This window comes from Actinomadura terrae, assembly GCF_022751215.1.
Lineage (GTDB): Bacteria > Actinomycetota > Actinomycetes > Streptosporangiales > Streptosporangiaceae > Spirillospora > Spirillospora terrae.
Genome location: NZ_JAICDG010000005.1, coordinates 381744 through 404160, shown reverse-complemented (window position 1 = coordinate 404160; position 22417 = coordinate 381744). Strand labels below are relative to the sequence as shown.

The following is a 22417-nucleotide window of genomic DNA, read 5'->3' as shown; positions in this document are numbered from 1 at the left end:
TGCGGGTCGACCGTCGGGCGTCAGAGCAGCTTCCGCATCTTCACGCCGTTCTTGAGGATGCCCTTCATGAACTCGCGGCCCAGCTCCTTCATCTCGGGCGGGCCCTGCACCGACGCCCAGTACAGGAACCGCGCGATCATGAACGTGCTGGGGAAGATGTGCCGCTGCTCCGGGTCCCGCCAGCCGAACACGGGGTTGACGATGTCGGTGGTCTGGATGAGCCGGTGGACGATCGCGGCGGCCTCGCTCCCGGTCAGCGCGCCGGCCTCGTACTTCTCGCACGCCTCGGCCGCGCCTTCGAGGAGGTTCTTGAACTTGTCGCTCTCGGGCCACCACAGGCCGGGGTAGGGGGCGTCCTCCAGTTCGAGGAAGGTCTCGTCCCTGCCGTACTTGAGGTAGAGCATGCGGGCGCGGGTGAGCCGCATGACGCCGGGCGTGATGAACGCGCCCCAGACCCGGAACATCGCGTTCCACAGCTCGAAGTTCTCGAACGAGATGAACGAGCTGTTGACGAGCTCGTCGTTGAAGTGCAGCAGGCCCCGTTCGAGCTGCTCGACGTAGGCGAAGCGCTCCTCGCTGAAGTCGTCGTCCTTCAGCGCGCCGAGCAGCCGGTGCACGAGCGCGTCCACGACCTCGAAGGTGTTGGACAGGCCGCGCGAGAACAGCGGGTCGATGAACCCGGCGGCGTGCGACATCAGGCACCAGCGGTCGCCGATCGTCCGGGACGAGGAGTACTGGAGCCGGTCGGTCGAGACCCACTCGCGGACCCGGTGCGCGTCCGTGAACTGCCGCTTGACCGCCGGATACTGGTCGAGGAAGGACTCGAACTCCTCCTCGGGCGTCATGTCGGCGGGCTTGGGGTAGCGGCGCGGATCGATGGTGAGGCCGACGCTGCACAGCGGGTTCTTGGACTTCTTGTAGCTGTCGAACGGGATGATCCAGAACCAGCCGCGCTCGATGAGGTGGTGCATCGTGCCCTCGTGCCAGGATTTCGGCGGGCGCTCCTTACGCGGGTGCCGGCTCACCTCGTCGAACGGCCGGACGCCGACGAAGTGCGTGAACAGCGACCGCGAGTGGTGCTTGAACCGGGCGGGCGTCTCGCGCAGCCCGAACTTCTCGGCGAGCGGCGAGCGGAAGCCGCTCGCGTCGATCAGGTACCGGGCGCGGAACACCTCCCCGTTCTTGCCGGTGACCGTGACGCCGTCGGCGTCGAAGTCCAGGTCGGTGGCGCGCCAGTTCTGCCGGGTGACGCTGCCGTACCGGCAGGCGGCGTGGAACATGAACGAGTCGGAGTCCTGGCGGAACATGTGGCTCGCCTGGGTGAGGATCTTGGGGATCGTGAACTGGGTGGACTCGCGCGGGTCGGGCTCCTTGCCCGGGTGGTGCCGCATGAATCCGAAGTGCGCCTTGTTGCCGAACGTCGGGCCGATCATGCGGGTGCTGGCCGTGATCGAGGTCAGGCCCTTGATCTCGGGGACGTCGTAGCGCTCGGCGAGGATGTGCAGCCACTCGACCAGCTGCGGGGTCATCGACTCGCCGATCGCGAAGCGGGGGTGCTGCGAGGCGTCGATCAGCGCGACCTGGACGCCCTGGCGCGCGAGGATCGAGGCGGTGACCGAACCGGCCAGCCCGGAGCCGAGGATCACCACGTCGACGTGGTGGGTCTTCCCGTCGCTCTTCTCGGGGCTCTTCATCGTCACGGTCTTGGACATCAGTTCTCCTCTGCGTCGTTCTCTTCCTGCGAATCGAGGCCGCTGACGAACGCGGCGAGCTCGTGCCGGACCGACCGGTGCGCCATCAGGCCGGCGATCAGGGTGCGGTGCGGGTCCTGCTCGGGGCCGCCGAGCAGCAGCTGCTCCTGGACGCGCATGGTGCTGAGCGCCTTGCGCACCGCCGCGTGCCGCCGGTCGTGGTAGGCGTCCAGCAGCGACTCGGGGCCGCGTCCGGTGGCGACGGCGGCCAGGGCCGCGCCGAGCGCGTGCGCGTCCTGGATGCCGAGGTTGATCGGCAGCCCGCCGACCGGCATCTGCCGGTGGGCGGCGTCGCCCGCCAGCAGGATCCGGCCGCGCCGGAACCGCTCGGCCTGCCGCGCGGCGTTGTCGAACGCGTGCAGCCAGACGGGCTCGCCGTGCCCGATGCCCTCGCCGGTCACCGTCCGCCAGGCGGCGGCGACCTCGCTGAAGGAGGGCGCGCCGATCCGGCGGGGCGCGAGGTGGCCGTGCCGGTGGACCATCACGCGGGTCAGTCCGTCCGGCCGCCTGGACGCGACGGCCAGCCCCGCCGGGAACCGCTCGAACCGCCGGTTCGGGATGTCGATCCCGGCGACGTCCGCCGCGAGCAGCTCATGGGTGGCGGGCGTGCCGGGGAACGCGATCCCCGCCTCGCTCCGTACCGTGCTGTCCTGGCCGTCGCAGCCGACGAGGTAGGCCGCGCGCATCGGCTCGTCGAGCCCCTCGCCGTCGACTTCCGCGAACTTCGAGCGGACGCGCACCGAGCGGACGCCGACGCCGCGCCGCACCTGCGCCCCCTGCTCGACGGCCCATTTCTCCAGCAGTTCCTCGACCCGCGTCTGGGGGACCTTCCACTGGCCCGGATAGCGGGAGTCGACCCCGGACAGGTCGAGCGGAATCCCGCCGAAGTGCCCCATCGGCTCGTTGGGCGGGACGCCGAGCAGGTCCAGCAGGCCCAGCTCGTCGAAGATCTCCATCGTCCGGGCGTTCAACGTGGTGGCGCGGGTCTCGGTGGCGCGCTCGGTGCGGCGCTCCAGCACCGTCACCTCGGCCCCGCCGATGCGGAGCGCCCCGGCGAGCAGCAGCCCCGCGGGGCCCGCTCCGACCACGACGACCTGCCGCGCGGCGTCGGCCGCCACCTCAGCGCCTGCTCTCGGCGTATTCCCTGGCGTGGCCGAGCGTCGCGGTGCTGTTGCGGCTGAGCGCGTCCTGGACGAACCGCGCCGCCTCCGGGACGCCCGCGTCCGCGCCGAGCACCCTCGCGATGCTGCCGGTGTTCAGCACGACCGTGTGCTGGGAGGTGACGAGGACGCCGTCCCCGTCCTCCTCCAGCAGCCAGTAGCCGGTGTGCAGGTCCATCAGCGCGGGCAGCGTCACCTGCTTGTAGACGATCTTCTCGTGCGGGAAGCACACCCGCACCGACTTGGTCGTGTGCGTCGAGCCGTCCGCGGTGCGGGTGTCCATCTCCAGGATCTGGAGGCCCGGCCTGTCCTCGGTGAGCGCGACCCGGGCGACGTGCGGGAGCCGCTCGGCCCACAGCCCGGCCTCGTTGAGGAAGTCGTACACGTCCTTGGCGGAGCCGTCGACGCGCAGCGAGTCCTCGAAGGACAGCAGCCGCTCGGGCTCGGTGCCGCCGAGTTCGGCGCTGGCCTTGAGCGCGGCCAGTTCGGCGTCGCTGTTGCGGTCGACGGCGGTGTCGATCCAGGCCAGGCCGTCCGGGTCGTCGTCGAGCGCGCGGTAGTGGTGCAGCAGCCGCACCAGGCACTCCTCGCCCGAGACCTCGTCGACGATCCAGGTGCCGCCCATCGTCGCGACCGGCGCCGCCGTGACCTCCTGCGCGAACCCGATGCGCCGCGCCGCGGGGTCCAGCAGGCGCCGCGACGTCCAGCCCTTCGCCTCGCCGTTGGCGGTCGCCCAGATCTGGATCCGCTCGCCGCCGTCCACCTCGCCGATCCGCTCGACGTGCACGGTCGGCGGGAACAGCCGCGGCCAGTTCCCGACGTCGGCGATGAGCCGGTAGACCTCGGCCGCCGGCGCCCGCACCGTGACGGTGTGCTCGACCTCGTGCAGGCCGGATGGGGCAGTCATATGTCCACTCCTCTGCTCAGAAGTTCCGAGTCTCAGAAATTCCCCAGGCCGCCGCAGACGTTGAGCGCCTGCGCGGTGATGGACGCGGCCGTGTCGGTCGCGAGGTAGCCGACGAGGCCGGCGACCTCGTCCGGGGTGGAGTAGCGGCCGAGCGGGATCTTCGCCTGGAACCTCGTGAGGATCTCGTCCTCGGACACGCTGTAGGCGGCGGCGTATCCGCTGCGCACCCGCTGCGCCATCGGCGTCTCGACGTAGCCGGGGCAGACCGCGTTGACCGTGATGCCGTGCGGGGCGAGCTCGTTGCCGAGGGCCTTGGTGAACCCGACGACGCCGTGCTTGGACGCCGAGTACGGCGCGCCGAGCACCACGCCCTGCTTGCCCGCGGTGGAGGCGATGTTGATGATCCGGCCCCGGCCGCGCTCGCGCATCCCGCCGGTCGTCAGCACCTCCCGGGTGACGCGGAAGACGCTGGTGAGGTTGGTGTCCAGGACGTCCAGCCACAGCTCGTCGGGCAGTTCGGCGGTGACGCCGCCGCCGCTGCGGCCCGCGTTGTTGACCAGCACGTGCACCGGCCCGTACCGCTCGACGGCCGCGCTGACGAACGCCCTGACCTGCTCCTGGTCGCGGACGTCGCAGGGCGTCCCGTCGACCGCCAGGCCCTCCTCGGCCAGCTCCTTGAGCGTCGTCCGCAGGGTCTCGGCGGTGCGGGCGCAGATGTACACCCGGTACCCCGCGGCGGCGAGCCGCCGGGTGACGGCGAGCCCGATCCCGCTGGTCGCGCCGGTGACGAGGGCGACGCGGCCCTCCTCGGCGCACTGCTCGGTGGTCGGCATCGTTGTTCCTTTCGGGGTCATTGCGGTTCGGGGACGGGTCAGGCGGCGTCGGCCGAGCCCTGGCGGTTGACGACCGCCAGGAACAGGCGCGGCGTCGTCGCCTCGCCGACGGTCTCGTCGTCGAGCCGGATGCCGAGCTGCCGCTCGATCCGTCCGGCGGCCTCCAGCAGGGCGATGGAGTCGTAGCCGATCTCGGCGAAGTCGAGGTCGAGGGCGTCGGCGCCGACCTCCACCCCGCTCTCGCCGGCGGCTTCGCGCAGCACGCGGCCGAGGTCCTCGACGGTGAATTCGGGCATCGTGGTTCCTTCCATACGGCCTGGTCAGGCAGGTACGGCGGCGGGCGCCCCGGCGGTGGTGAGGACCATCGCCGAGTTGAACCCGCCCTGGCCCCGCGCCAGGACCAGGGCGGTGCCGACGGCGGCCTCGCGCGCGTCGCGGACGAGGTCGAGCCCGTAGGCGGGGGACGGGTCGCGGGTCAGGGTGGGCGGGATCAGCCCATCCCGCATCGCGTAGAGCGCGGTGCTCAGCGCGAGGGGTCCGGCGCCGGAGTTGAGGCGTCCGGTCATGGTCTGCGGCGCGGTGACCGGGACGCCGCCCGGCCCGAACAGCGCGTTGATCGCCTCGGCCTCGACCCGGTCGAGGTCGGGGATCGCCGCCGCGTCGGCGAACACGACGTCGATGCCGGACGGGGCGAGCGCCGCGTCCCGTAACGCGATCTCCGCTGCCCGGCGCAGCCCTGGTTCGCGCCCGGTGTCGGGGTGCGGGTCGAAGGTGGAGCCGTAGCCGGCGACGCGCCCGTAGATCCGTGCCCCGCGCGCCCGCGCCGCGTCCTCCTCCTCCAGCACCAGCAGGGCGCCGCCCTCGCCGGGGACGTGCCCGGCGGCGTCGGCGGCGAACGGGCGGTAGGCCCGCCCCGGGTCGGCGTCGGTGCTGAGCCGCCCGCCCGCGAGCTGCGCCACCCACCCCCACGGGCAGATCGACCCGTCCACGCCCCCGGCGAGGATCAGGCCGCCGCCCTTGCGGATCTGGCGGCGGGCCTGCGCGACCGCGTCCAGCCCGCCCGCCTGGTCGGACACGAGGACGCCGCCGGGCCCGCGCAGCCCGTTGCGGATCGAGATCTGGCCGCTGTTCACCGCGTAGAACCAGGCGAAGGACTGGTACGCGCTGACGTACTGGCCGCCCTTGCTCCACAGGTTCTTCAGCTCGCCCTGCCCGAACTCGAACCCGCCCGACGAGCTCGCCGTCATGACGCCGATGCCGAACTCGGGCCACTCGGACGGCACGATGCCCGCGTCGGCGAGCGCCCAGTCGGCCGCGACCAGCGCGAGCCGGGTCATGTGGTCGGTCTGCGGGATCAGCCGGCTCGGCAGATGGTCGTCCGCGACGAACCCGGGGACCTCGCCGGCCAGCGTCGCCGGGTACCCGGTGGCGTCGAACCGTCCGACGGGTCCGATGCCGGTGCGGCCCGCGCGCGTCGCGTCCCAGAAGTCGTCCTTGCCGAGGCCGTTCGGCGCGGTCACGCCCGTCCCGGTCACCACCACCGATCTCATGCGACGCTCCGCAGCACCATCGCGCTCTGGAAGCCGCCGAACCCGCTGCCGACCGTGAGCACGGTGTCGGTGCGCTGCTCGCGCGCGGTGAGCGGGACGTAGTCGAGGTCGCACTCGGGGTCGGGCGTGTGCAGGTTCGCGGTCGGCGGGACGAGGTCGTACTCGATCGCCAGCGCCGACGCGGCGATCTCGATCGAGCCGATCGCGCCGAGCGAGTGCCCGACCATCGACTTGATCGAGCTGACCGGCGTCCGGTAGGCGTGCTCGCCGAGGCTGCGCTTGAACGCGGCGGTCTCGTGCCGGTCGTTCTGCTTGGTGCCCGACCCGTGCGCGTTCACATAGTCGACGTCGGCCGGGTCGGTGCGCGCCTCGTCCAGCGCCGCCCGGATCGCCTCGGCCATCTCGCGGCCGTCCGGGCGCAGGCCCGTCATGTGGAAGGCGTTGCACCGCGTCGCGAACCCGGCGATCTCGGCGTAGACGTGCGCGCCGCGCCGCCGCGCCCGCTCCAGGCTCTCGATGACGAACATCGCCGACCCCTCGCCGAGCACGAACCCGTTGCGGGACCCGTCGAACGGCCGCGACGCGTGCTCGGGGTCGTCGTTGCGCGCGGTGGTCGCCTTGATCGCGTCGAAGCACGCCACCGTGATCGGCGAGATCGGCGCGTCGGACGCCCCCGCGACCATGACGTCCACCTCGCCGTCGCGGACCAGCTCGATCGCGTGGCCGACGGCGTCCAGCCCGGACGTGCACCCGGTCGACACGACGGTCGCCGGGCCCTCCGCCCCGGTCGACCAGGCGACCTCCTTCGCGAACGAGCTCGGCACGAAGTAGTCGTACAGGTGCGGGACCGCGTAGGAGTGGTCGACGAGGTCGAGCCTGCCGCCGTCGCTGACCACCCGGTACTCCCGGTCGAGGCCCATCGTCGCGCCGACCGCCGTCCCGACCGTGACCCCGACCCGGTGCGGGTCGAGGCCATCGCGCTCCAACCCGCTGTCGGCCATCGCCTCGGCGGCGGTGACGACGGCGAGCTGCGCGCCCCGGTCCATCCGGCGGACCTCCTGCGGCCCGAGGCCGTGCGCCCCCGGATCGAAGTCGATCTCCGCCGCGACCCGGGACCGGAACGGCGCCGGGTCGAAGAAGCTGATCGTGCGGGTGGCCGTGCGTCCCTCGGCGAGCAGGTTCCAGAACGCCTTGGCGCCGATGCCGCCCGGTGCCGTCACACCGATTCCCGTGATCACTGCTCGCTGCCTCATCGAGGCGTCGCCCCCTCGGCTCATTCGGTGGACCAGTGGTAGAAGCGCGTCGCCATCGCGTCGGACGGCGAGCGCCAGGTCGCGGGGTCGTAGGCGGTGATGTGCGCGCGGAGGTCATCGCTGACCCGCACGAAAAGCGGATGGGTCTTGGCCTGCTCGATGGCCTCGCCGCCGTGGTCGTCGGCGAAGTCCTGGAGGTGGAAGTACAGGCCCTTGTAGTGGAAGAGCTGGCGGCGGCGGGTGCCCATCAGCCCGGGCATCTCGGTCTTGTCGAACGCGCCGAACAGCTCCGCGACCTCCGCCCCGGACTCGGGTGCCATCCGGGCGACGATGAGGGTGCTGTGCATCGGATCTCTCCTTCGCTCGCGAGGGGGTCCTGACTAGCGGGGTGGACCGAACCAGGGGGACGCGGCGTCCCGCAGCTCGGAGCCGTCGTCGCCGGCCCAGACGACGTAGCCGTCGGGACGGACCAGCAGCGCCGCGGTGCCGTGCAGGGGGCTCCCGTCGGGCAGCCCGTGCGGTTCGGCGTCGACGACCTCGACCTCGGCGGCGAGGCCCGCCGCCGGTTCCAGGCCGGCGCGCAGCCGCAGCAGCACCGGGCGGCCGCCGTGCAGCAGCTCGAACGTGCTGGTCTTGGTGTCGCCGACGAGCAGTTCGACCTTGGGGACGCGGCGTCCGAGCAGCGGGTGCGCGCCCGGCCCGACGTCGTAGCGGACGTCCAGGCCGCTGACCATCCCGGCCAGCCGCCGCCGGACGTTCGGGTCGTCCATCAGCTCGCCGAAGACCGTGCGGAGCGGTTCCATCTCGACGCCGCTGAGGTAGAGCATCCCCTGCGCCTGGGTGTTCATGAGCAGCCGCGCCCCGACCGGGTGGCGCTCGTCGTGGTAGCTGTCGAGCAGGCCGTCGGGGGCGCGGCCGCGGACGGTGGCGGCGAGCTTCCAGCCGAGGTTGAAGGCGTCCTGGACGCTGACGCTGAGGCCCTGGCCGCCCGCCGGGAGGTGGGTGTGGGCCGCGTCCCCGGCGATCAGCACGTTCCCCCGGCGGTACCGCGTGACCTGTCGGGTGGCGTCGCCGAACGAGCTGACCCAGCGGGCGTGGCCGCCGTGCAGGGACTGCCCGGTGAGGCGCTGCCACGCGTCCGCGACCTCGGCGAAGTCGGGCGGGCTGGTGCGCCGGCGCGGCGGGGTGCCGCGCTCGACGACGATGACGCGGTCGAAGCCGTCGCCGAGCGGCGCCGACATCACCATCCCGCCGGGGACCTTCTCGCCGATCTGGCGCGGCTCGATCACGCAGCCGCCGACGTCGGCGAGGAACATCTCGATCGTCGAGTCGGTGCCGGGGAACTCGAACCCGGCGAGCCCGCGGACGGTGCTGTGCCCGCCGTCGCACGCGACCACGTAGCGGGACCGCAGCGTCAGCGGGCCGTCGGGGCCGACCGCCTCGACGTCGACGCCCTCGCCGTCGTCGGTGAGGCCGACGACCTCGACGCCGCGCCGGATGTCGGCGCCGAGCCCGGTCGCCCAGCCCTCCAGTACCTCCTCGGTGCGCGACTGCGGAATCCCGCGCGCCCCGAAATGGGCGTCCGCGAGGACCGAGTAGTCCATTGGAATGCCACCGAAGTGGCCCTGCGGGCTCGTCTCGACCTCGCCGAAGCGGGGCACGAGCCCGCGCTGGTCGAACATCTCCAGCGTGCGCGCGGTGAATCCGAGCCCCCGCGACTCCCCGGAGCGCTTTCTCAGCTTCTCCAGGACGATGACCGGGGCGCCGCCGAGGCGCAGCTCGGCCGCCAGGACCAGCCCCGAGGGACCGGCGCCGACGACGATGACAGGCGTGTCCACCAAACCTCCCTGATTGGGAAAGGAAGAAGGGATGAGGAAGGCCGGACCTGGTGCCAGGCCCGGCCTCGCGTTTCACTGGTGGCGGGTGACCATCGGGAGCATCGGGGGAACATCGGGGTAGCAGGGTCAGGGACGGCCGGGCTCCCTGCACGTCCAGCTGTGCGGGGGCACGAACGGCGGAGGTATAAGGACGCTCCGCCCCCCGGGTGCGACGACGGAGGACGCGGACGCCTGCCGCGCCAGATGGAGCGCCATGACCAGCCCGGCCAGCTCGGCGGCGTCCAGCGTTCCCCCGGAAATGCGCAGCACGGCGCTCATTGGGGCGGGATTCCGTGCTTGCGGGTGGGCGGGACGGCGTGCTTCGCGCTCAGCATCCGGAACGCCCCGCAGAGCGCGGCGCGCGTCTCGCCCGGCTCGATGATGTCGTCCACGAGCCCCCGCTCGGCGGCGTAGTAGGGGTGCATCAGCTCGTCCCGGTACTCCTTGATCTTCTGCTTCCTGGCCTCCTCCGGGTCCGGCGCGGCGGCGATCTCGCGCCGGAAGATCACGCCCGCGGCACCCTCGGCGCCCATCACCGCGATCTCGTTGCCGGGCCAGGCCAGCGACAGGTCGGTGCCGACCGAGCGGGAGTCCATGACGATGTAGGCGCCGCCGTAGGCCTTGCGCAGGATGACCTGGACGCGCGGCACGGTCGCCTCGCAGTACGCGTACAGCAGCTTGGCGCCGTGCCGGATCACCCCGCCGTGCTCCTGGTCCACGCCCGGCAGGAAGCCGGGGACGTCGACCAGCGTCACGAGCGGGATGTTGAAGGCATCACAGAACCGGACGAACCGGGCGGCCTTCTGGCCGGCGTCGAGGTCCAGCACCCCGGCGAGGACGGCGGGCTGGTTGGCGACGACGCCGACCGTCCGCCCGTCCAGCAGGCCGAACGCGCAGACCACGTTCGCCGCCCAGTGCGCCTGGACCTCGATGTACTCGCCGAGGTCGAGGATCTCCGCCAGGACGTCGCGCACGTCGTAGGACCGGTGGGGCTCGGCCGGCACCAGCCGTTCGAGCGCGTCGGTGCGGCGGTCGGCCGGGTCGCGGGTGACGCGCACCGGCGCGGTCTCCCGGTTGTTGGCGGGCAGCAGCGAGATCAGGTAGCGGACGTCGGCGAGGCAGCTCTCCTCGTCGTCGTGCACGAAGTGGCACAGCCCCGACGTCGTCGCGTGCATGTCGGCGCCGCCGAGCGTCTCCTGCGAGACCTCCTCGCCGGTGACGGACTGGACGACGTCCGGCCCGGTGAGGAACATCCGGGACACGCCGCGCACCATGAACACGAAGTCGGTGAGCGCGGGGGAGTAGGCCGCGCCGCCCGCGCACGGCCCGAGCATGACGCTGATCTGCGGGATCACCCCGGACGCCCGGACGTTGCGGGTGAAGATGCCGCCGTATCCGGCGAGCGCGGTCACGCCCTCCTGGATCCGGGCGCCCGCGCCGTCGTTGAGGCCGACCAGCGGGGCGCCCGCCGCCAGCGCCATGTCCATCACCTTGTGGATCTTCTCGGCGTGCGCCTCGCCGAGCGCGCCGCCGAAGATCCGGAAGTCGTGCGCGTAGACGAAGACGGTGCGGCCGAAGACCGTGCCCCAGCCGGTGATGACACCGTCGGAGTGCGGCCTGCGCCGCTCCATCCCGAAACCGGTCGCGCGGTGCCTGCGCAGCCCCTCGACCTCGGTGAAGCTGCCCTCGTCGAGCAGCAGCGCGACGCGTTCGCGCGCGGTGAGCTTGCCCTTGCGGTGCTGGCGCCGGGTGGCCTCGGGGTCGGCCCCGCGGCGCACGGTCTCCTTGAGGGCGCGCAGTTCGTCCAGCCGGCCGTCCGGCGCGAGGTCGTCCTCGGTCTGTCCCTGGGTGGGCAACGTCGCCAACTCCTCGAATGAGCGGACTGTCAAAGCCTCCGGACCCTCTCCCGGCTCTCCTGCCTCCCAGGTCTCCTCCGCCTCGCGCCGAAGCGACATGGATGGGCCCTGTGCGGCCACCGTGGGCGTCGGCGAGATGGGCACGATCCCGGGCGGGCGCTCCGCTCGATGGTCGAGGGGACGCCGGGCCGGGACGGACCCGCGGAAGAGGAGGGAGATCGCGATCACGGAGTGAGACCGTGCGGGGCGGGAGAGGTTCTCGGTGCCGTCTCGGCCGAGTGCACAGCTCTGCCGCCGGAATCAGCGTGACATCATCCGGCGACGGATGTCAACGCCGGAAATCCGATCGGCTCCGAGCTGGAAAGACGAGCCGGTCAGAGCTCATTTCATAACGTGAGGTGGCATTCACAAAATGTGGCCCGAACGGCGATTGAAGATCATCGGGTGGGGTGATCAATGCTCGGGCGCGGCCGCGCAATGAAACCTCTGAGACGGCGCGCGGGCAAGAGAAGTTAGGGCAAGAGCATGTCCAGGTGTGGACATCCAGTTGATTGGTACACAGACTGGACGGAACCAGGGCAGGTTCCTTAGCGTTCGATCGTGAAGCGGCGGAGGACAGGCCGCCGCGGAAACCGCGAGCAATGATCGATGCGGAACGCGAGATTAACGACGGGGGGCTATACGGCTGTGGGCTTGTATCCGGGAACGTAGCGTACTAATTCTCTCACCGTGAGGGTTCTTCGCCGCTCAGGCGGACGCCGGCGGCGAAAACAGGGTAGGCGAGCCGAGGGGCATCGCTGAACTGTCGTGCCGAGCATGCACGCGATGGTCCCCGCCCATCTTGCCCGTTGACTGGTCCTTAGTTGTCAGGTGATCAAAATGGACATAGTTCTTTGTGGCGGACCTAGCTGCGGCGACACCCGACCCAGGCGGCGGCGCCAGACCCCGCGGCCCGGAAGCCGGGTCTGCGCCGCGTGTCACGAATCCACCCGCACCGCCGTCGAGCAGCTCCCCGACCTCTTCGACGAGTGCGCGGCCGCGCTCGCCCGCACGGCCGGACCGCCGGTCGGCCAGATCCGCAGAGGGAGCCGCCGAACTGGGATAACGCTCAACGAAAGGGCCGTCGCCGCGCGGTCGGCGATCGTGTCCACGCTCGCGTCCTGGGCGGCCCTCATCGCCGACGAGCGGCGGGTGTGCCGGCCGGAGCGGCGCGAGCCGCGCGCGCTGGCGGCGTTCGTCCTGCGCCATCTCGACTGGATGCTGGCGCATTCCGCGGCGGTCGAATTCGCCAACGAGATCGCCGCGGTGGCGCGGGTCGGCCGGGACTCGACGCCGGACGCCGGGCGGCTGGAGATCGGCGAATGCGTCCGGCCCGGCTGCGGCGCGAAGATCATGGCCACTCCACGCGAATGGGACGGCCGTGGCACGCGCGATGTCAAGTGCGAGGCGGGCCATGTTTGGCGTCCTCATCAATGGCTTGAACTAGCCCATCGGCTACGGCGCAGAGAAAATCCGGGCGACGAACTCATGGGGGGCACCGAATGACCCCGCGAAAGCCGGGACGCCTCGTTCCGACCGAACTCGCCGCGCTCGCCGCCGGCGTTTCCGAGGCCACGATCAGGAAGTGGGCGAGCCGCCGCAAGCTCACCCGGCACGGCACCACGAGAAGGGCGCTGTACGACCTTGACGAAATCATCGACCTGACGGCGGTGGAAAGCAGGCGTTCGGCCTAGCCGCCGGGCGCTCCTGGGTGTGCGGTGCGGCGGCCCCGCCTGCCGCACCGCACACGTCCGGCGTCCCCTCCCGGAGCCGGGGAGCGATCACGCCAGAGGCGATCGTCACCGAAATTCGCCGTAAAATCCGGCACGTCCGATAAGGGCGCCGATCGCATTACATTCAGTGACAAAACGGACATGGTCCCCCCGCGTCCCGCCTGTCTGAGCGGGTTCCACGGTAGCGTCCACCCGTTTAATGGTCAAGGAGCTTAATCATTCGGGAACTTTGCTAGGCTTGTACCGATGACCAGCGAAGACATGACTCCCCCCGGCGCCGGCCATGGGCTGCTCGACTACACCGGGCACCTGATGAAGCGCGCGTTCCTCCATGTCCACGCGCACGGCACCGAGGCCATGCCCGCCGGTCGCCACCCGCGCGAGATCGGCGTGCTGCTCCTGCTCATCCACGCCGGGCCGCTGTCGCAGGCCCGGGTGGGGGCGCTGCTCGACATCAGCCGCACCGACATGGTCAAGGTCGTGGACGGCCTCGAAACCCCCGGCTACGTCGTTCGCGAGCGCGACCGGGACGATCGCCGCCGGTACGCGCTGCGCGCGACCGAGGCCGGGGAGCGCGCGTGCGCGGAGCTGCGGGCGGCGGCCGACGGGGCCGACCGGGCCGCGTTCGGGTGCCTGTCGGCGGACGAGCGGGCCCGGCTCGTCGCGATCCTGCTCGACCTGATCCCCGACCTGCGGGACGCGCTGCCCGGCGAGCTGCTGGCGCGCCCCGGCTTCCTCATCGCCCGCTGCCACCACCGGCTCCGCCGGCGCGGCGAGCAGCGGCTCGCCTCGCGGGGCCTGCGGCCGCGCCACTTCGGCCTGCTCACCGCACTGGCGGGCGTCGAGCCCTGCTCGCAGCAGCGGCTCGCCGGGCTGATGGGCGTGAGCGGCCCCGCGATCATCCAGTCGATCGACGAGTTGGAGCACGCCGGGCTGATCCGCCGCGACCGCAACCCCGACGACCGCCGCGAGCACCTGCTCCACATCACCGCGGACGGGCGGCGGCGCCACCGCGAGGCCCGCGACGATATGGACGACTTCCAGCGGGAACTGAATACAGAGATCGGAGCCGAGCGGATCGCCGAGCTGAACCGCCTGCTGCTCGCGCTCATCCCGAGCGAGGCTCCCACGCCCCAGAGGAGGACCCCATGACCGTTCTGGTCGTCGGCCGAGGTCGGCACATCGTCGACTCCGTCATCGCCGCCATGGGCGGCCACGGCATCGAGGGGACGGGCGTCACCGTCGACGCCGACGCGCTCGCCCATCTCGGCGGCGGGAACATCGACCTGCTGGTGATCGGCGGCGGCGTCGAGGCCGGCTCCCGCTCGCTGCTGAAGAAACAGGCCGCGGCCCACGGCGTCCGCGTGCTGGAGACGCCGCTGAAGGGCCGCGACCCGGGCACCTACGTCCTGGAGGAGATCGTCCCCCTGCTGAACGCCTGACGCGCCGCCGCTACCCGTCGCACGTCAGGTCCCTGGACGGCAGCGTCCCGGACGAGAGATAGGCGTTCACCCGCGCGTCGACGCAGGGGGCGCCGTACTCGCCGTAGATGCCGTGGGCGATGACGCCGCGCAGGGTGAGCAGGCGTGAACCCGTCATCAGCTCGTGCAGCCCGAGCGCGCCCCGGTAGGTCGTGGCGGTGTCGCCGGTGGCGGACACCAGCAGCGCCGGGGCCCCGGTCGTGATCGTGGTCGGCTGCTCGCGCGGCGGCGCGGCCCAGAACGCGCAGGGCCCGATGTTGTTGGTGATCGGCCCGAAGAGGGGATGGCGCCGCCGGGAGCGCTGGACGTCGTCCCAGTAGAGGTCGGGGTCGCGCGGGGCCGCCCGGTCGCCGCACATGATCGCCGCCGCCGGGCTGACGAGCGCGGAGCCCTCGCCGCTCAGGTTGAACCGCAGCCTCCCCTCCAGCTCGGGCGTGGGCGTGACGTCGGCGCCGCGCGCCGCCGCGTCCAGCACCTTCACGCTGGAGGCGAACGAGGCGCGCGCCTCGTCGCGGTCGTTGCCGACGCCGCCGTAGACCAGGTACGGGACGAGATGCTCGTCGACCGTGTACCGGCCGACGCGCAGCGGACGCGCCGCCGAGGCCCGGACGATCCGCGCGACGGTGCCGAGCACGGCGGTCCGCGTCCCGCCGAGGCCGTACTCGCCGTGCCGCGCCGCCGTCCAGGACGCCCACGCGCGCAGCGCCCGCTCCGAGGGCTCCTCGGTGCCGGTCAGCCGGGGACCCCACACGCGCGGGTCGCCGGGGCTGTCGAGCACCATCCGGTCGGTGCGTCCGGGGAACATCTGCGCGTAGACGGCGCCGAGATAGGAGCCGTAGGAGTAGCCGAAGTAGGAGAGGCGGCGCTCGCCGAGCACCGCGCGGACGACGTCGATGTCGCGGGCGGTGTCGCGGGTGTTCGCGTACGGCAGCACGTCGCCGCTGTTGCGCGCGCAGCGTTCGGCCAGGTCCTTCTGGAGGGCGACCTGGCCGTCGAAGGCGGCCCTCGTGGTGCCCGCCGAGCGGATCCACATGCCGCTGGGCCATCCGCAGTCGAGCGGGGTGCTGCGTCCGACGAAGCGCGGGTCCATCCCCACCAGGTCGTAGCGCGTGCTCACCGCGCCCATGTACCGGCGGGCCTCCAGCGGCATGCCGAGGGTCGGTTCGGCGGGGCCGCCCTCGTTGAGCATCATCGCGCCGACCCGGTGGGCGCTGTCGGTGGCGGCGAGCCGGGAGAGCGCGAGGGTGATCGTCCGGCCGCCGGGGCGGGTGTAGTCCAGCGGGACGGTGATCCGCGTGCAGCGGGCTCCCGCCCGGTCCAGTTCGCGGCCCTGCTCGTCGTCCGCGCCCTGTTGGCAGTCCGTCCAGGTGACGTGCTGGTCGTAGTAGCGGGCGAGGCCCGGCGCAGGGCTCTGGGCGGCGGCGGCCACCGTGCCCGAGGCGATCAGAACCGGTAGCGCGGCGAGCGCGCCCAGCCGTCGCGCCAGGGCGCGGGTGCGTGTTCTCGGTGTCATGGCCGGGACGCTAGGTCCGCGCGCCCGCCGGAAGAATGCAGCCCACTGCGGGTCATGACTACAGGTAGCTGTAGTGCCGGAAGGGCGCGGCGCCCGGATACTGAGGGCTCGGCGGCGGCGGAGGGGGCCAGACATGCGTGACCGGTGGGTGGCCGCGTCCTATCTGTTCGGTGCGCTGTGCACGGCGGTCGTCACGGTGGTCGGGGCGCCGCTGCTCGCCGTCCCGGCCCAGGGGCGCGCCTGGGCGGACCGGCACCGGCGGCGCGCCGGCCGGCTGCTGGGCGTACCGGTGCCTCCGATGCCCCCGGCCCGCGTCGGCCCGGCGTTGCGGCGCGGTCTGCTGTGGCCGGTCGTGCACGTCGCCACCGCGCTTCCGTTCGGGCTCGCGCTGGTGCTGTGCGTGGGCAACATCGTCACGGCCGTGGTGGCGATGACGACGTGGTGGGCGTTCCCGGCGGACGCGCCGCCCCACCTTCAATGGGACGTCCCGGTGGACGGCTGGACGGTCGCGCTGACCGCCGCGCCCGCGCAGGCCGCCGTCCTCGTCGCGGTGGCGTGGTGGGGCGGCCCGCCGCTGGCACGCCTCCACGCGAGGATCTGCCTCGCGCTGCTCGCGCCGACGCCCGCCGAAATGTTGTCGGATCGGCTCTCCGCGCGGGTGGAGACGCTGACCCGCACCCGCGCGGACGCCCTGGACGCCCACGCCGCCGAGCTCCGCCGGATCGAGCGCGACCTGCACGACGGCGTCCAGGCCCGGCTGGTGGCGGTCGCGGTGCGGCTCGGCGTCGCCCGCGAGTCGCTCACCGGCGCCCCCGCGGACGTGGCCACGCTGGTGGGAGACGCGCACGAGGGCGTCGAGGAGGCGATGACCGAGCTGCGCGGCGTCGTGCGCGGCGTCTACCCGCCGATCCTCGCCGACCGGGGCCTCGCCGGGGCGCTCGCGGCGCTGGCCGCCGACTCCGCCGTGCCGACCCGGCTGCGCGTCGGACGGCTGGACGCCGTCCCGGCCGCCGTCGAGACCGTGGCCTACTTCGCCGTCACCGAGGCGCTCGCCAACATCGCGAAGCACGCCCGCGCCACCCGCGCCGAGGTGCGGGTCGAGCGCGCGGGCGACCGGCTGTCGATCCTCGTCACCGACGACGGCGCCGGCGGCGCGGGCGAGGCGCGCGGCACCGGCCTCGCGGGCATCCGCCGCCGGGTGGCGGCGCTCGACGGCGCGCTGCACGTCACGAGCCCGCCCGGCGGCCCGACCGCGCTCGCCGTGGAGGTGCCGTGCGGGTCGTGATCGCCGAGGACAACGTGCTGCTGTCCAGCGGCCTGGAGCTGCTGCTGGCCGCGCGGGGCTTCGAGGTCGCCGCCGTCGCCCGCGAGGCGCCCGCCTTCCTGGACGCGGTCGCCGCGCACCGCCCGGACGTGACGATCGTCGACGTGCGGCTGCCGCCGTCCTACAAGGACGAGGGCATCCGCGCGGCGCTGCGCGCGCGCCGGCTGCACGAGGGACTGCCCGTGCTGGTGTTGTCGCAATATGTCGAGCGTGAATACGCGAGAGAACTGCTCTCCGACGGGCGCGGGGGAATCGGCTATCTGCTCAAGGACAGGGTGAGCCGGGTGGCGGAGTTCACCGACGGTCTGCGCCGGGTGGCGGCCGGCGGCACGGCGATGGACCCGGAGGTCATCTCGCAGCTTCTCGTCCGCCGCGAGGACGACGCCCTGGCGCGTCTCAGCCCGCGCGAACATCAGGTGCTCGCGCTCATGGCGGAGGGGCACGACAACGCCGCCATCGGGGGTCGGCTGCGCATCACGGGGAACGCCGTCCACAAACACATCGGCTCGGTCTTCGCCAAACTCGGGTTGCCTCCCGCCGCGGGCGGCCACCGCCGTGTCCAGGCGGTCCTCACCTACCTTGACCACCGGCGGGGCCCCGGCGGCACGACCGAATAGTCGGGCGGGGCGCGGTGGTATACCCCGCAGGTTTCCTTTGGGGTGGTTGTGGTAGACCATCTGTGAATTGTGAGGAAGGCCACCCTCCGGGCGCGTGCCGAATATCGCCCCGACCATTTTGCTGGAATGAGGCGGGGCGGGTGCGCCGGTGAACCGATATTGAAACGTTCAAACCCATATCGCGCGCCTGTCAATGGTTATGCCTGCCAGCCTGCCCAATGACCGTCTCCGGTCATTGTCGTTGGAATCCCAATGTCAGGGTTAGACCATCTTTCGATTCTGACCTCTCTTCTTTGCGGTTCTTGACATGGCCGCGGAGGCGATTCGAGGAGTTTCAGTTGGGCGGTACGAAGAGCACGACGGAGGCGGGCGACCGGATACCGGTCGGCTCGGCGGAGACGGCCCGGCACGTCACCGCGGACCACGTCCTGGTCCCCACGGGGCACGGGCGGGAGATCCGCTGGCGGCCGGGCGAACGGCTGGAGGGGTTGTTCGAGGAACGTTGCGACCGGTTTCTGGCGGAGGGAAGGGAGGACCACCCGGCAGTCGACACGGGCCAGTCCACACTGGGCTTCGGCGGGCTCGACGAGCGCGCCAACCGGCTCGCCCGGCACCTGCTGGCCTGCGGCGTGCGGCCCGGGGACCGGGTCGCGCTGCTGTTCGACGAGGCCGTGCGCTCCTATGTGGCGATGCTGGCCGTCCTCAAGGTCAACGCGGCGTTCGTGCCGCTCGACGCGGGATACCCGCCGGACCGGTTGGCCTACATCGTCGAGGACGCGGGCGTCCGCACGGTCTTGTCGCTGTCCCACCTACGCGACCATTTGCGGCAGGCCGAGGCCGAGGTGCTGTGCCTGGACGAGGCGGACGAGCGGATCGGCGCGCTGCCCGCGCACCGCCTCACCGCCGCCGAGAAGGGCGCCGCGCCCGACGACCTGTGCTACATCGTCTACACCTCGGGGTCCACGGGCCGTCCGAAGGGCGTGGCGATCGAGCACGCCGCGATCTGCAACTTCGTGCGGGTGGCCGTCGAGGTGTACGGCGTCCAGGACACCGACCGCATGTACCAGGGCATGACGATCGCGTTCGACTTCTCCGTCGAGGAGATCTGGGTGCCGCTGCTGGCGGGCGCGACGCTCGTCCCGAAGCCGAGCGGCTCGGTGCTGGTCGGCGCCGACCTGCGCGACTTCCTGCTGGAGCGGGGCGTGACCGCGATGGCCTGCGTCCCGACGCTGCTCGCGACCCTCGACGGCGACCTGCCCCGGCTGCGCTTCCTGCTGGTGTCGGGTGAGGCGTGCCCGCAGGAGCTGGTGGCGCGCTGGCACCGTCCGGGACGCAGGTTCCTCAACGTGTACGGGCCGACCGAGGCGACGGTGACCGCGACGTGGACGCCGCTGGACCCCGGCCGTCCGGTGACGATCGGCATCCCGCTCCCCACCTACGCGGTGGTGATCCTCGACCCCGACGAGGACCGGGCGCTGCCGCCGGGCGAGGCGGGCGAGATCGGCATCGCGGGCATCGGGCTCGCGCGCGGCTATGTGAACCGGGACGACCTCACCGCGCGCAAGTTCGTCCCCGACTTCATCGGCATCGAGGGCAACTCCTCCGGACGGATCTACCGCACCGGCGACCTCGGCCGGATCACCCCCGACGGCGAGATCGAGTACCAGGGCCGCATCGACACCCAGGTCAAGATCCGCGGCTACCGGATCGAGCTGACCGAGATCGAGTCGGTGCTGTCGCAGGCGCCCGACGTCGCGCAGGTCGTGGTCGGCACGCACGAGCCCGAACCGGGCAAGGCCGAGTTGGTGGCCTACTACACGCGTCGCAACGCCGGCGTCCCGGTCGACCGCGACGCGCTGCGCGGACGGGCGCGCGAGCGGCTGCCCGGGTACATGGTCCCCGCCTACTTCGAGGAGCTGGAGGCCATCCCCATGCTCCCGAGCGACAAGGCCGACCGCGCCCGGCTGCCCGCGCCCACCGCGCCGCGCGTGCTCGCCGGGCGGCGCGGCCACCTCGCGCCCGAGACCGACGCCGAGCGCGCGGTCGCCGCGACGCTGGCCGGGGTCATGCGGGTGGAGCGGGTGTCGGCCGACGCGAACTTCTTCGACGACCTCGGCGCCGACTCGCTGCTGATGGCGCGGTTCTGCGCCGAACTGCGGGACCGCACCGACCTGCCGGTGTCGATGCCGGACGTCTACCAGAACCCCGACGTCAGGGGCCTGGCGGCGGTGCTCGCCGAACGGGCGCTCGACCAGGCCGCGGAGGCGGACGCGGCGTCGAGCGAGGAGGTGCCCGAGGCGGGCGTGCGGACGCGCCGGCACGAGTACGTGATCTGCGGCGTCCTGCAACTGCTGCTGTTCGCCGCGACCGTCTACCTCGGCTCGCTCGTCGCGACGGCCGGTTACGAGTGGACGTCGGACTGGGAGGGGTTCACCGACCTCTACCTGCGGTGCGTCGTGTTCGGCACCGCGACGTTCGGGTACCTGTGCGCGCTGCCCGTGCTGGCGAAGTGGGCGCTGATCGGCCGCTGGAAACCCCGGCGGATCCGCGTGTGGAGCCTCGGCTACGTACGGTTCTGGACGGTGAAGACGCTCGTCCGGACGAGCCCGCTGATGCTGCTGGCCGGGTCGCCGCTGCACGTCCTGTACCTGCGGGCGCTCGGCGCGAAGATCGGCCCGGGTGCCGTCGTGCTCTCCCGGACGATGGTCTGCACCGACCTGCTCACGATCGGCGCCGGGACGCTCGTCCGGGAGAACTGCGCGATGCCCGGCTACCGCGCCGACGGCGGCGTGATCCGGACGGGCCCGATCACGCTCGGCGACCGCGTGTTCGTCGGGGCCAAGACCGTGCTGGACGTCGACACGGTCATGGGCGACGACACCCAGCTCGGGCACGCCTCGTCGCTGCACGCCGGGCAGGTCGTGCCCGCCGGCGAGCGCTGGCACGGCTGCCCGGCCCGGCCCACGACCACCGGCTACCTGAAGGTCCCGGCGCGCCGCTGCGGCACCGCGCGCAGGTTCGGCTACGGCGTCGCGCAGCTGTTCGCGCTGCTCGCGGTCGCCTGGCCGCTGGCGATCATCATTCCGGTCGCGCTGCTCACCCGGCTCCCGCTGCTCGCCGACATCATGACGGCCGACACCGAGGGCCTCGGCGGCATGGCGATCTACGGCGACGCCATCATCATCTCGGGGCCGCTGTTCTTCGGCGGCGCGGTGTTCGGGCTCGCGTTCGTGCTCACCGTCCCGCGGCTGCTCACCCTTTTCGTCAAGCCCGGCAAGGTCTACCGGCTGTACGGGTGGCATTACTGGGTCGTCCGGGCGATCCGGCGCCTGACGAACGTGACCTTCTTCCACGACCTGTTCGGCGACAGTTCCTACATCGTCGGCTACCTGCGCGCGCTCGGCTACCGCTTCGCCCGTCCGATCGTGCAGACGGGAAGCAACTTCGGCACCGAGTTGGAGCACCATTCGCCGTACCTGACGACCGTCGGCAGCGGCACCATGGTCTCGGACGCGCTGGTGGTGATGAACACGGACTTCTCCAGCACGTCGTTCACGGTGGCGGAGGTGCGGATCGGGGCGCGCAACTTCCTCGGCAACAACATCGCGTTCCCGGCGGGCGCGGCCGTCGGCGACAACGTCCTGCTCGGGACGAAGGTCGCGGTCCCCGTCGACGGCCCGGTCCGCGAGAACACCGGCCTGCTGGGCTCGCCCTGCTTCGAGATCCCGCGGACGGTCGAGCGCGACCACGCGTTCGCCGAGCTGGAGCACGGCGAGGAGTTCCGCCGCCGGCTCGCGGCCAAGAACCGCTACAACATCGCCACCATGCTCCTCTTCCTCGCGGTGCGGTGGTTCCGGCTGTTCTGCGTGACGGTCCTGTGGCTGCTCGCCGAGGAGCAGTTCCACGCCGACGCGGCGGTGGGGGTCATGGCCGGGGTGGTCTCCACGCTGCTGTTCGGCGCGGCCTACGGCGTGCTGGTCGAACGCGCCCTGCTGCACTTCCGCTCGCTCGAACCGCGGCTCTGCTCGATCTACGACCCGTACTTCTGGTTCCACGAGCGGCTCTGGAAGATGGGCGGGCAGGCGCTGTTCAGCGGCACCCCGTACAAGAACGTGCTGTGGCGGCTGCTCGGGGTGCGCGTCGGTCGCCGCGTCTTCGACGACGGCTGCGCCATTCCCGAGAAGACGCTGGTGACGCTCGGCGACGAATGCACGCTCAACGCGGGCAGCGTGATCCAGTGCCATTCGCTGGAGGAGGGGGTCTTCAAGTCGGGCCGCACCAGCATCGGCGCCCGCTGCACCGTCGGCGTGGAGGCGTTCATCCACTACGACGTGGAGATGGGCGAGGGGTCCACGCTCGACGCCGACTCCTTCCTGATGAAGGGCGAGCGGGTGCCGCCGAGCGCCCGCTGGCGCGGCAACCCGGCGGGCCAGACGCGGCTGCCGAGCCCGGCGGCGACCATGATCGAATAAATTTTCGGGTGGGAGCGATGAGTTCTCCGTCCGGCGCCGGTCTACCCCGGT

At 72.1% G+C, this 22417-nt stretch carries 19 protein-coding genes; 7 read left to right on the top strand and 12 right to left on the bottom strand.

Annotated elements, in window-relative coordinates:
* Positions 1 to 20 precede the first annotated feature (20 nt).
* The 11 genes from K2F47_RS30840 to K2F47_RS30790 all read right to left on the bottom strand — a co-directional run bounded on the left by K2F47_RS30840 (position 21) and on the right by K2F47_RS30790 (position 11187).
* A complete protein-coding gene (locus K2F47_RS30840; protein ID WP_242909396.1) occupies positions 21 to 1712 on the bottom strand; it encodes an NAD(P)/FAD-dependent oxidoreductase in 1692 nt (563 codons plus the stop codon).
* Entirely contained in the window at positions 1712 to 2869 is a 1158-nt protein-coding gene (locus K2F47_RS30835) for an FAD-dependent monooxygenase (RefSeq protein WP_242909395.1), read from the bottom strand. The genes K2F47_RS30840 and K2F47_RS30835 overlap by 1 nt, the downstream gene beginning before the upstream one ends.
* Position 2870: 1 nt before the next feature.
* The gene (locus tag K2F47_RS30830; RefSeq protein ID WP_242909393.1) at positions 2871 to 3818 is read right to left on the bottom strand and encodes an aromatase/cyclase; all 948 of its coding nucleotides are present in this window, start codon (positions 3816 to 3818) and stop codon (positions 2871 to 2873) included.
* A gap of 32 nt (positions 3819 to 3850) precedes the next feature.
* Complete coding sequence (gene fabG, locus K2F47_RS30825) at positions 3851 to 4651, bottom strand: 3-oxoacyl-ACP reductase FabG (protein ID WP_242909391.1); 801 nt, start codon at positions 4649 to 4651, stop codon at positions 3851 to 3853.
* Positions 4652 to 4689: 38 nt separating this feature from the next.
* Entirely contained in the window at positions 4690 to 4947 is a 258-nt protein-coding gene (locus tag K2F47_RS30820) for an acyl carrier protein (RefSeq protein WP_242909389.1), read from the bottom strand.
* A 24-nt stretch (positions 4948 to 4971) separates the two neighbouring features.
* Positions 4972 to 6201, bottom strand: a complete 1230-nt coding sequence (locus tag K2F47_RS30815) for a ketosynthase chain-length factor (RefSeq protein ID WP_242909387.1) — start codon at positions 6199 to 6201, stop codon at positions 4972 to 4974.
* The gene (locus tag K2F47_RS30810; RefSeq protein WP_272497689.1) at positions 6198 to 7454 is read right to left on the bottom strand and encodes a beta-ketoacyl-[acyl-carrier-protein] synthase family protein; all 1257 of its coding nucleotides are present in this window, start codon (positions 7452 to 7454) and stop codon (positions 6198 to 6200) included. The genes K2F47_RS30815 and K2F47_RS30810 overlap by 4 nt, the downstream gene beginning before the upstream one ends.
* Positions 7455 to 7474: 20 nt before the next feature.
* Positions 7475 to 7801, bottom strand: coding sequence for a TcmI family type II polyketide cyclase (locus K2F47_RS30805; RefSeq protein WP_242909383.1), 327 nt, complete (start codon positions 7799 to 7801; stop codon positions 7475 to 7477).
* Positions 7802 to 7834: 33 nt separating this feature from the next.
* Positions 7835 to 9292, bottom strand: coding sequence for an FAD-dependent monooxygenase (locus K2F47_RS30800; protein WP_242909382.1), 1458 nt, complete (start codon positions 9290 to 9292; stop codon positions 7835 to 7837).
* 126 nt (positions 9293 to 9418) lie between these two features.
* Positions 9419 to 9610 carry a hypothetical protein gene (locus tag K2F47_RS30795; protein ID WP_242909381.1) on the bottom strand — a complete coding sequence of 64 codons (192 nt, stop codon included), beginning with the start codon at positions 9608 to 9610 and terminating at the stop codon, positions 9419 to 9421.
* Entirely contained in the window at positions 9607 to 11187 is a 1581-nt protein-coding gene (locus tag K2F47_RS30790; protein WP_372490944.1) for an acyl-CoA carboxylase subunit beta, read from the bottom strand. Before K2F47_RS30790 ends, K2F47_RS30795 begins: the two co-directional genes overlap by 4 nt.
* A 1143-nt stretch (positions 11188 to 12330) precedes the next feature.
* Between K2F47_RS30790 and K2F47_RS30785 the strand changes: the two genes are divergently transcribed.
* The 4 genes from K2F47_RS30785 to K2F47_RS30770 all read left to right on the top strand — a co-directional run bounded on the left by K2F47_RS30785 (position 12331) and on the right by K2F47_RS30770 (position 14401).
* Positions 12331 to 12732, top strand: coding sequence for a hypothetical protein (locus tag K2F47_RS30785; RefSeq protein ID WP_242909380.1), 402 nt, complete (start codon positions 12331 to 12333; stop codon positions 12730 to 12732).
* On the top strand, positions 12729 to 12920 hold the full coding sequence (locus tag K2F47_RS30780) for a MerR family transcriptional regulator (RefSeq protein ID WP_242909379.1): 192 nt from the start codon (positions 12729 to 12731) through the stop codon (positions 12918 to 12920). Before K2F47_RS30785 ends, K2F47_RS30780 begins: the two co-directional genes overlap by 4 nt.
* Positions 12921 to 13205: 285 nt before the next feature.
* Positions 13206 to 14111 carry a MarR family winged helix-turn-helix transcriptional regulator gene (locus K2F47_RS30775; RefSeq protein ID WP_242909378.1) on the top strand — a complete coding sequence of 302 codons (906 nt, stop codon included), beginning with the start codon at positions 13206 to 13208 and terminating at the stop codon, positions 14109 to 14111.
* Positions 14108 to 14401, top strand: coding sequence for a hypothetical protein (locus K2F47_RS30770; RefSeq protein WP_242909377.1), 294 nt, complete (start codon positions 14108 to 14110; stop codon positions 14399 to 14401). Before K2F47_RS30775 ends, K2F47_RS30770 begins: the two co-directional genes overlap by 4 nt.
* Before the next feature lie 10 nt (positions 14402 to 14411).
* On the opposite strand, the gene K2F47_RS30765 is transcribed toward K2F47_RS30770, so the two are convergent.
* Positions 14412 to 15953, bottom strand: coding sequence for an alpha/beta fold hydrolase (locus K2F47_RS30765; RefSeq protein ID WP_242909376.1), 1542 nt, complete (start codon positions 15951 to 15953; stop codon positions 14412 to 14414).
* A gap of 133 nt (positions 15954 to 16086) precedes the next feature.
* On the opposite strand from K2F47_RS30765, the gene K2F47_RS30760 reads away from it, so the two are divergent.
* The 3 genes from K2F47_RS30760 to K2F47_RS30750 all read left to right on the top strand — a co-directional run bounded on the left by K2F47_RS30760 (position 16087) and on the right by K2F47_RS30750 (position 22366).
* Entirely contained in the window at positions 16087 to 17238 is a 1152-nt protein-coding gene (locus tag K2F47_RS30760) for a sensor histidine kinase (protein ID WP_242909375.1), read from the top strand.
* Positions 17226 to 17894: a response regulator transcription factor gene (locus tag K2F47_RS30755; protein ID WP_242909374.1), complete on the top strand. Its 669-nt coding sequence runs from the start codon at positions 17226 to 17228 to the stop codon at positions 17892 to 17894. Before K2F47_RS30760 ends, K2F47_RS30755 begins: the two co-directional genes overlap by 13 nt.
* A gap of 338 nt (positions 17895 to 18232) precedes the next feature.
* Positions 18233 to 22366, top strand: a complete 4134-nt coding sequence (locus tag K2F47_RS30750) for a Pls/PosA family non-ribosomal peptide synthetase (RefSeq protein ID WP_242909373.1) — start codon at positions 18233 to 18235, stop codon at positions 22364 to 22366.
* The last annotated feature ends 51 nt before the right edge of the window (positions 22367 to 22417 follow it).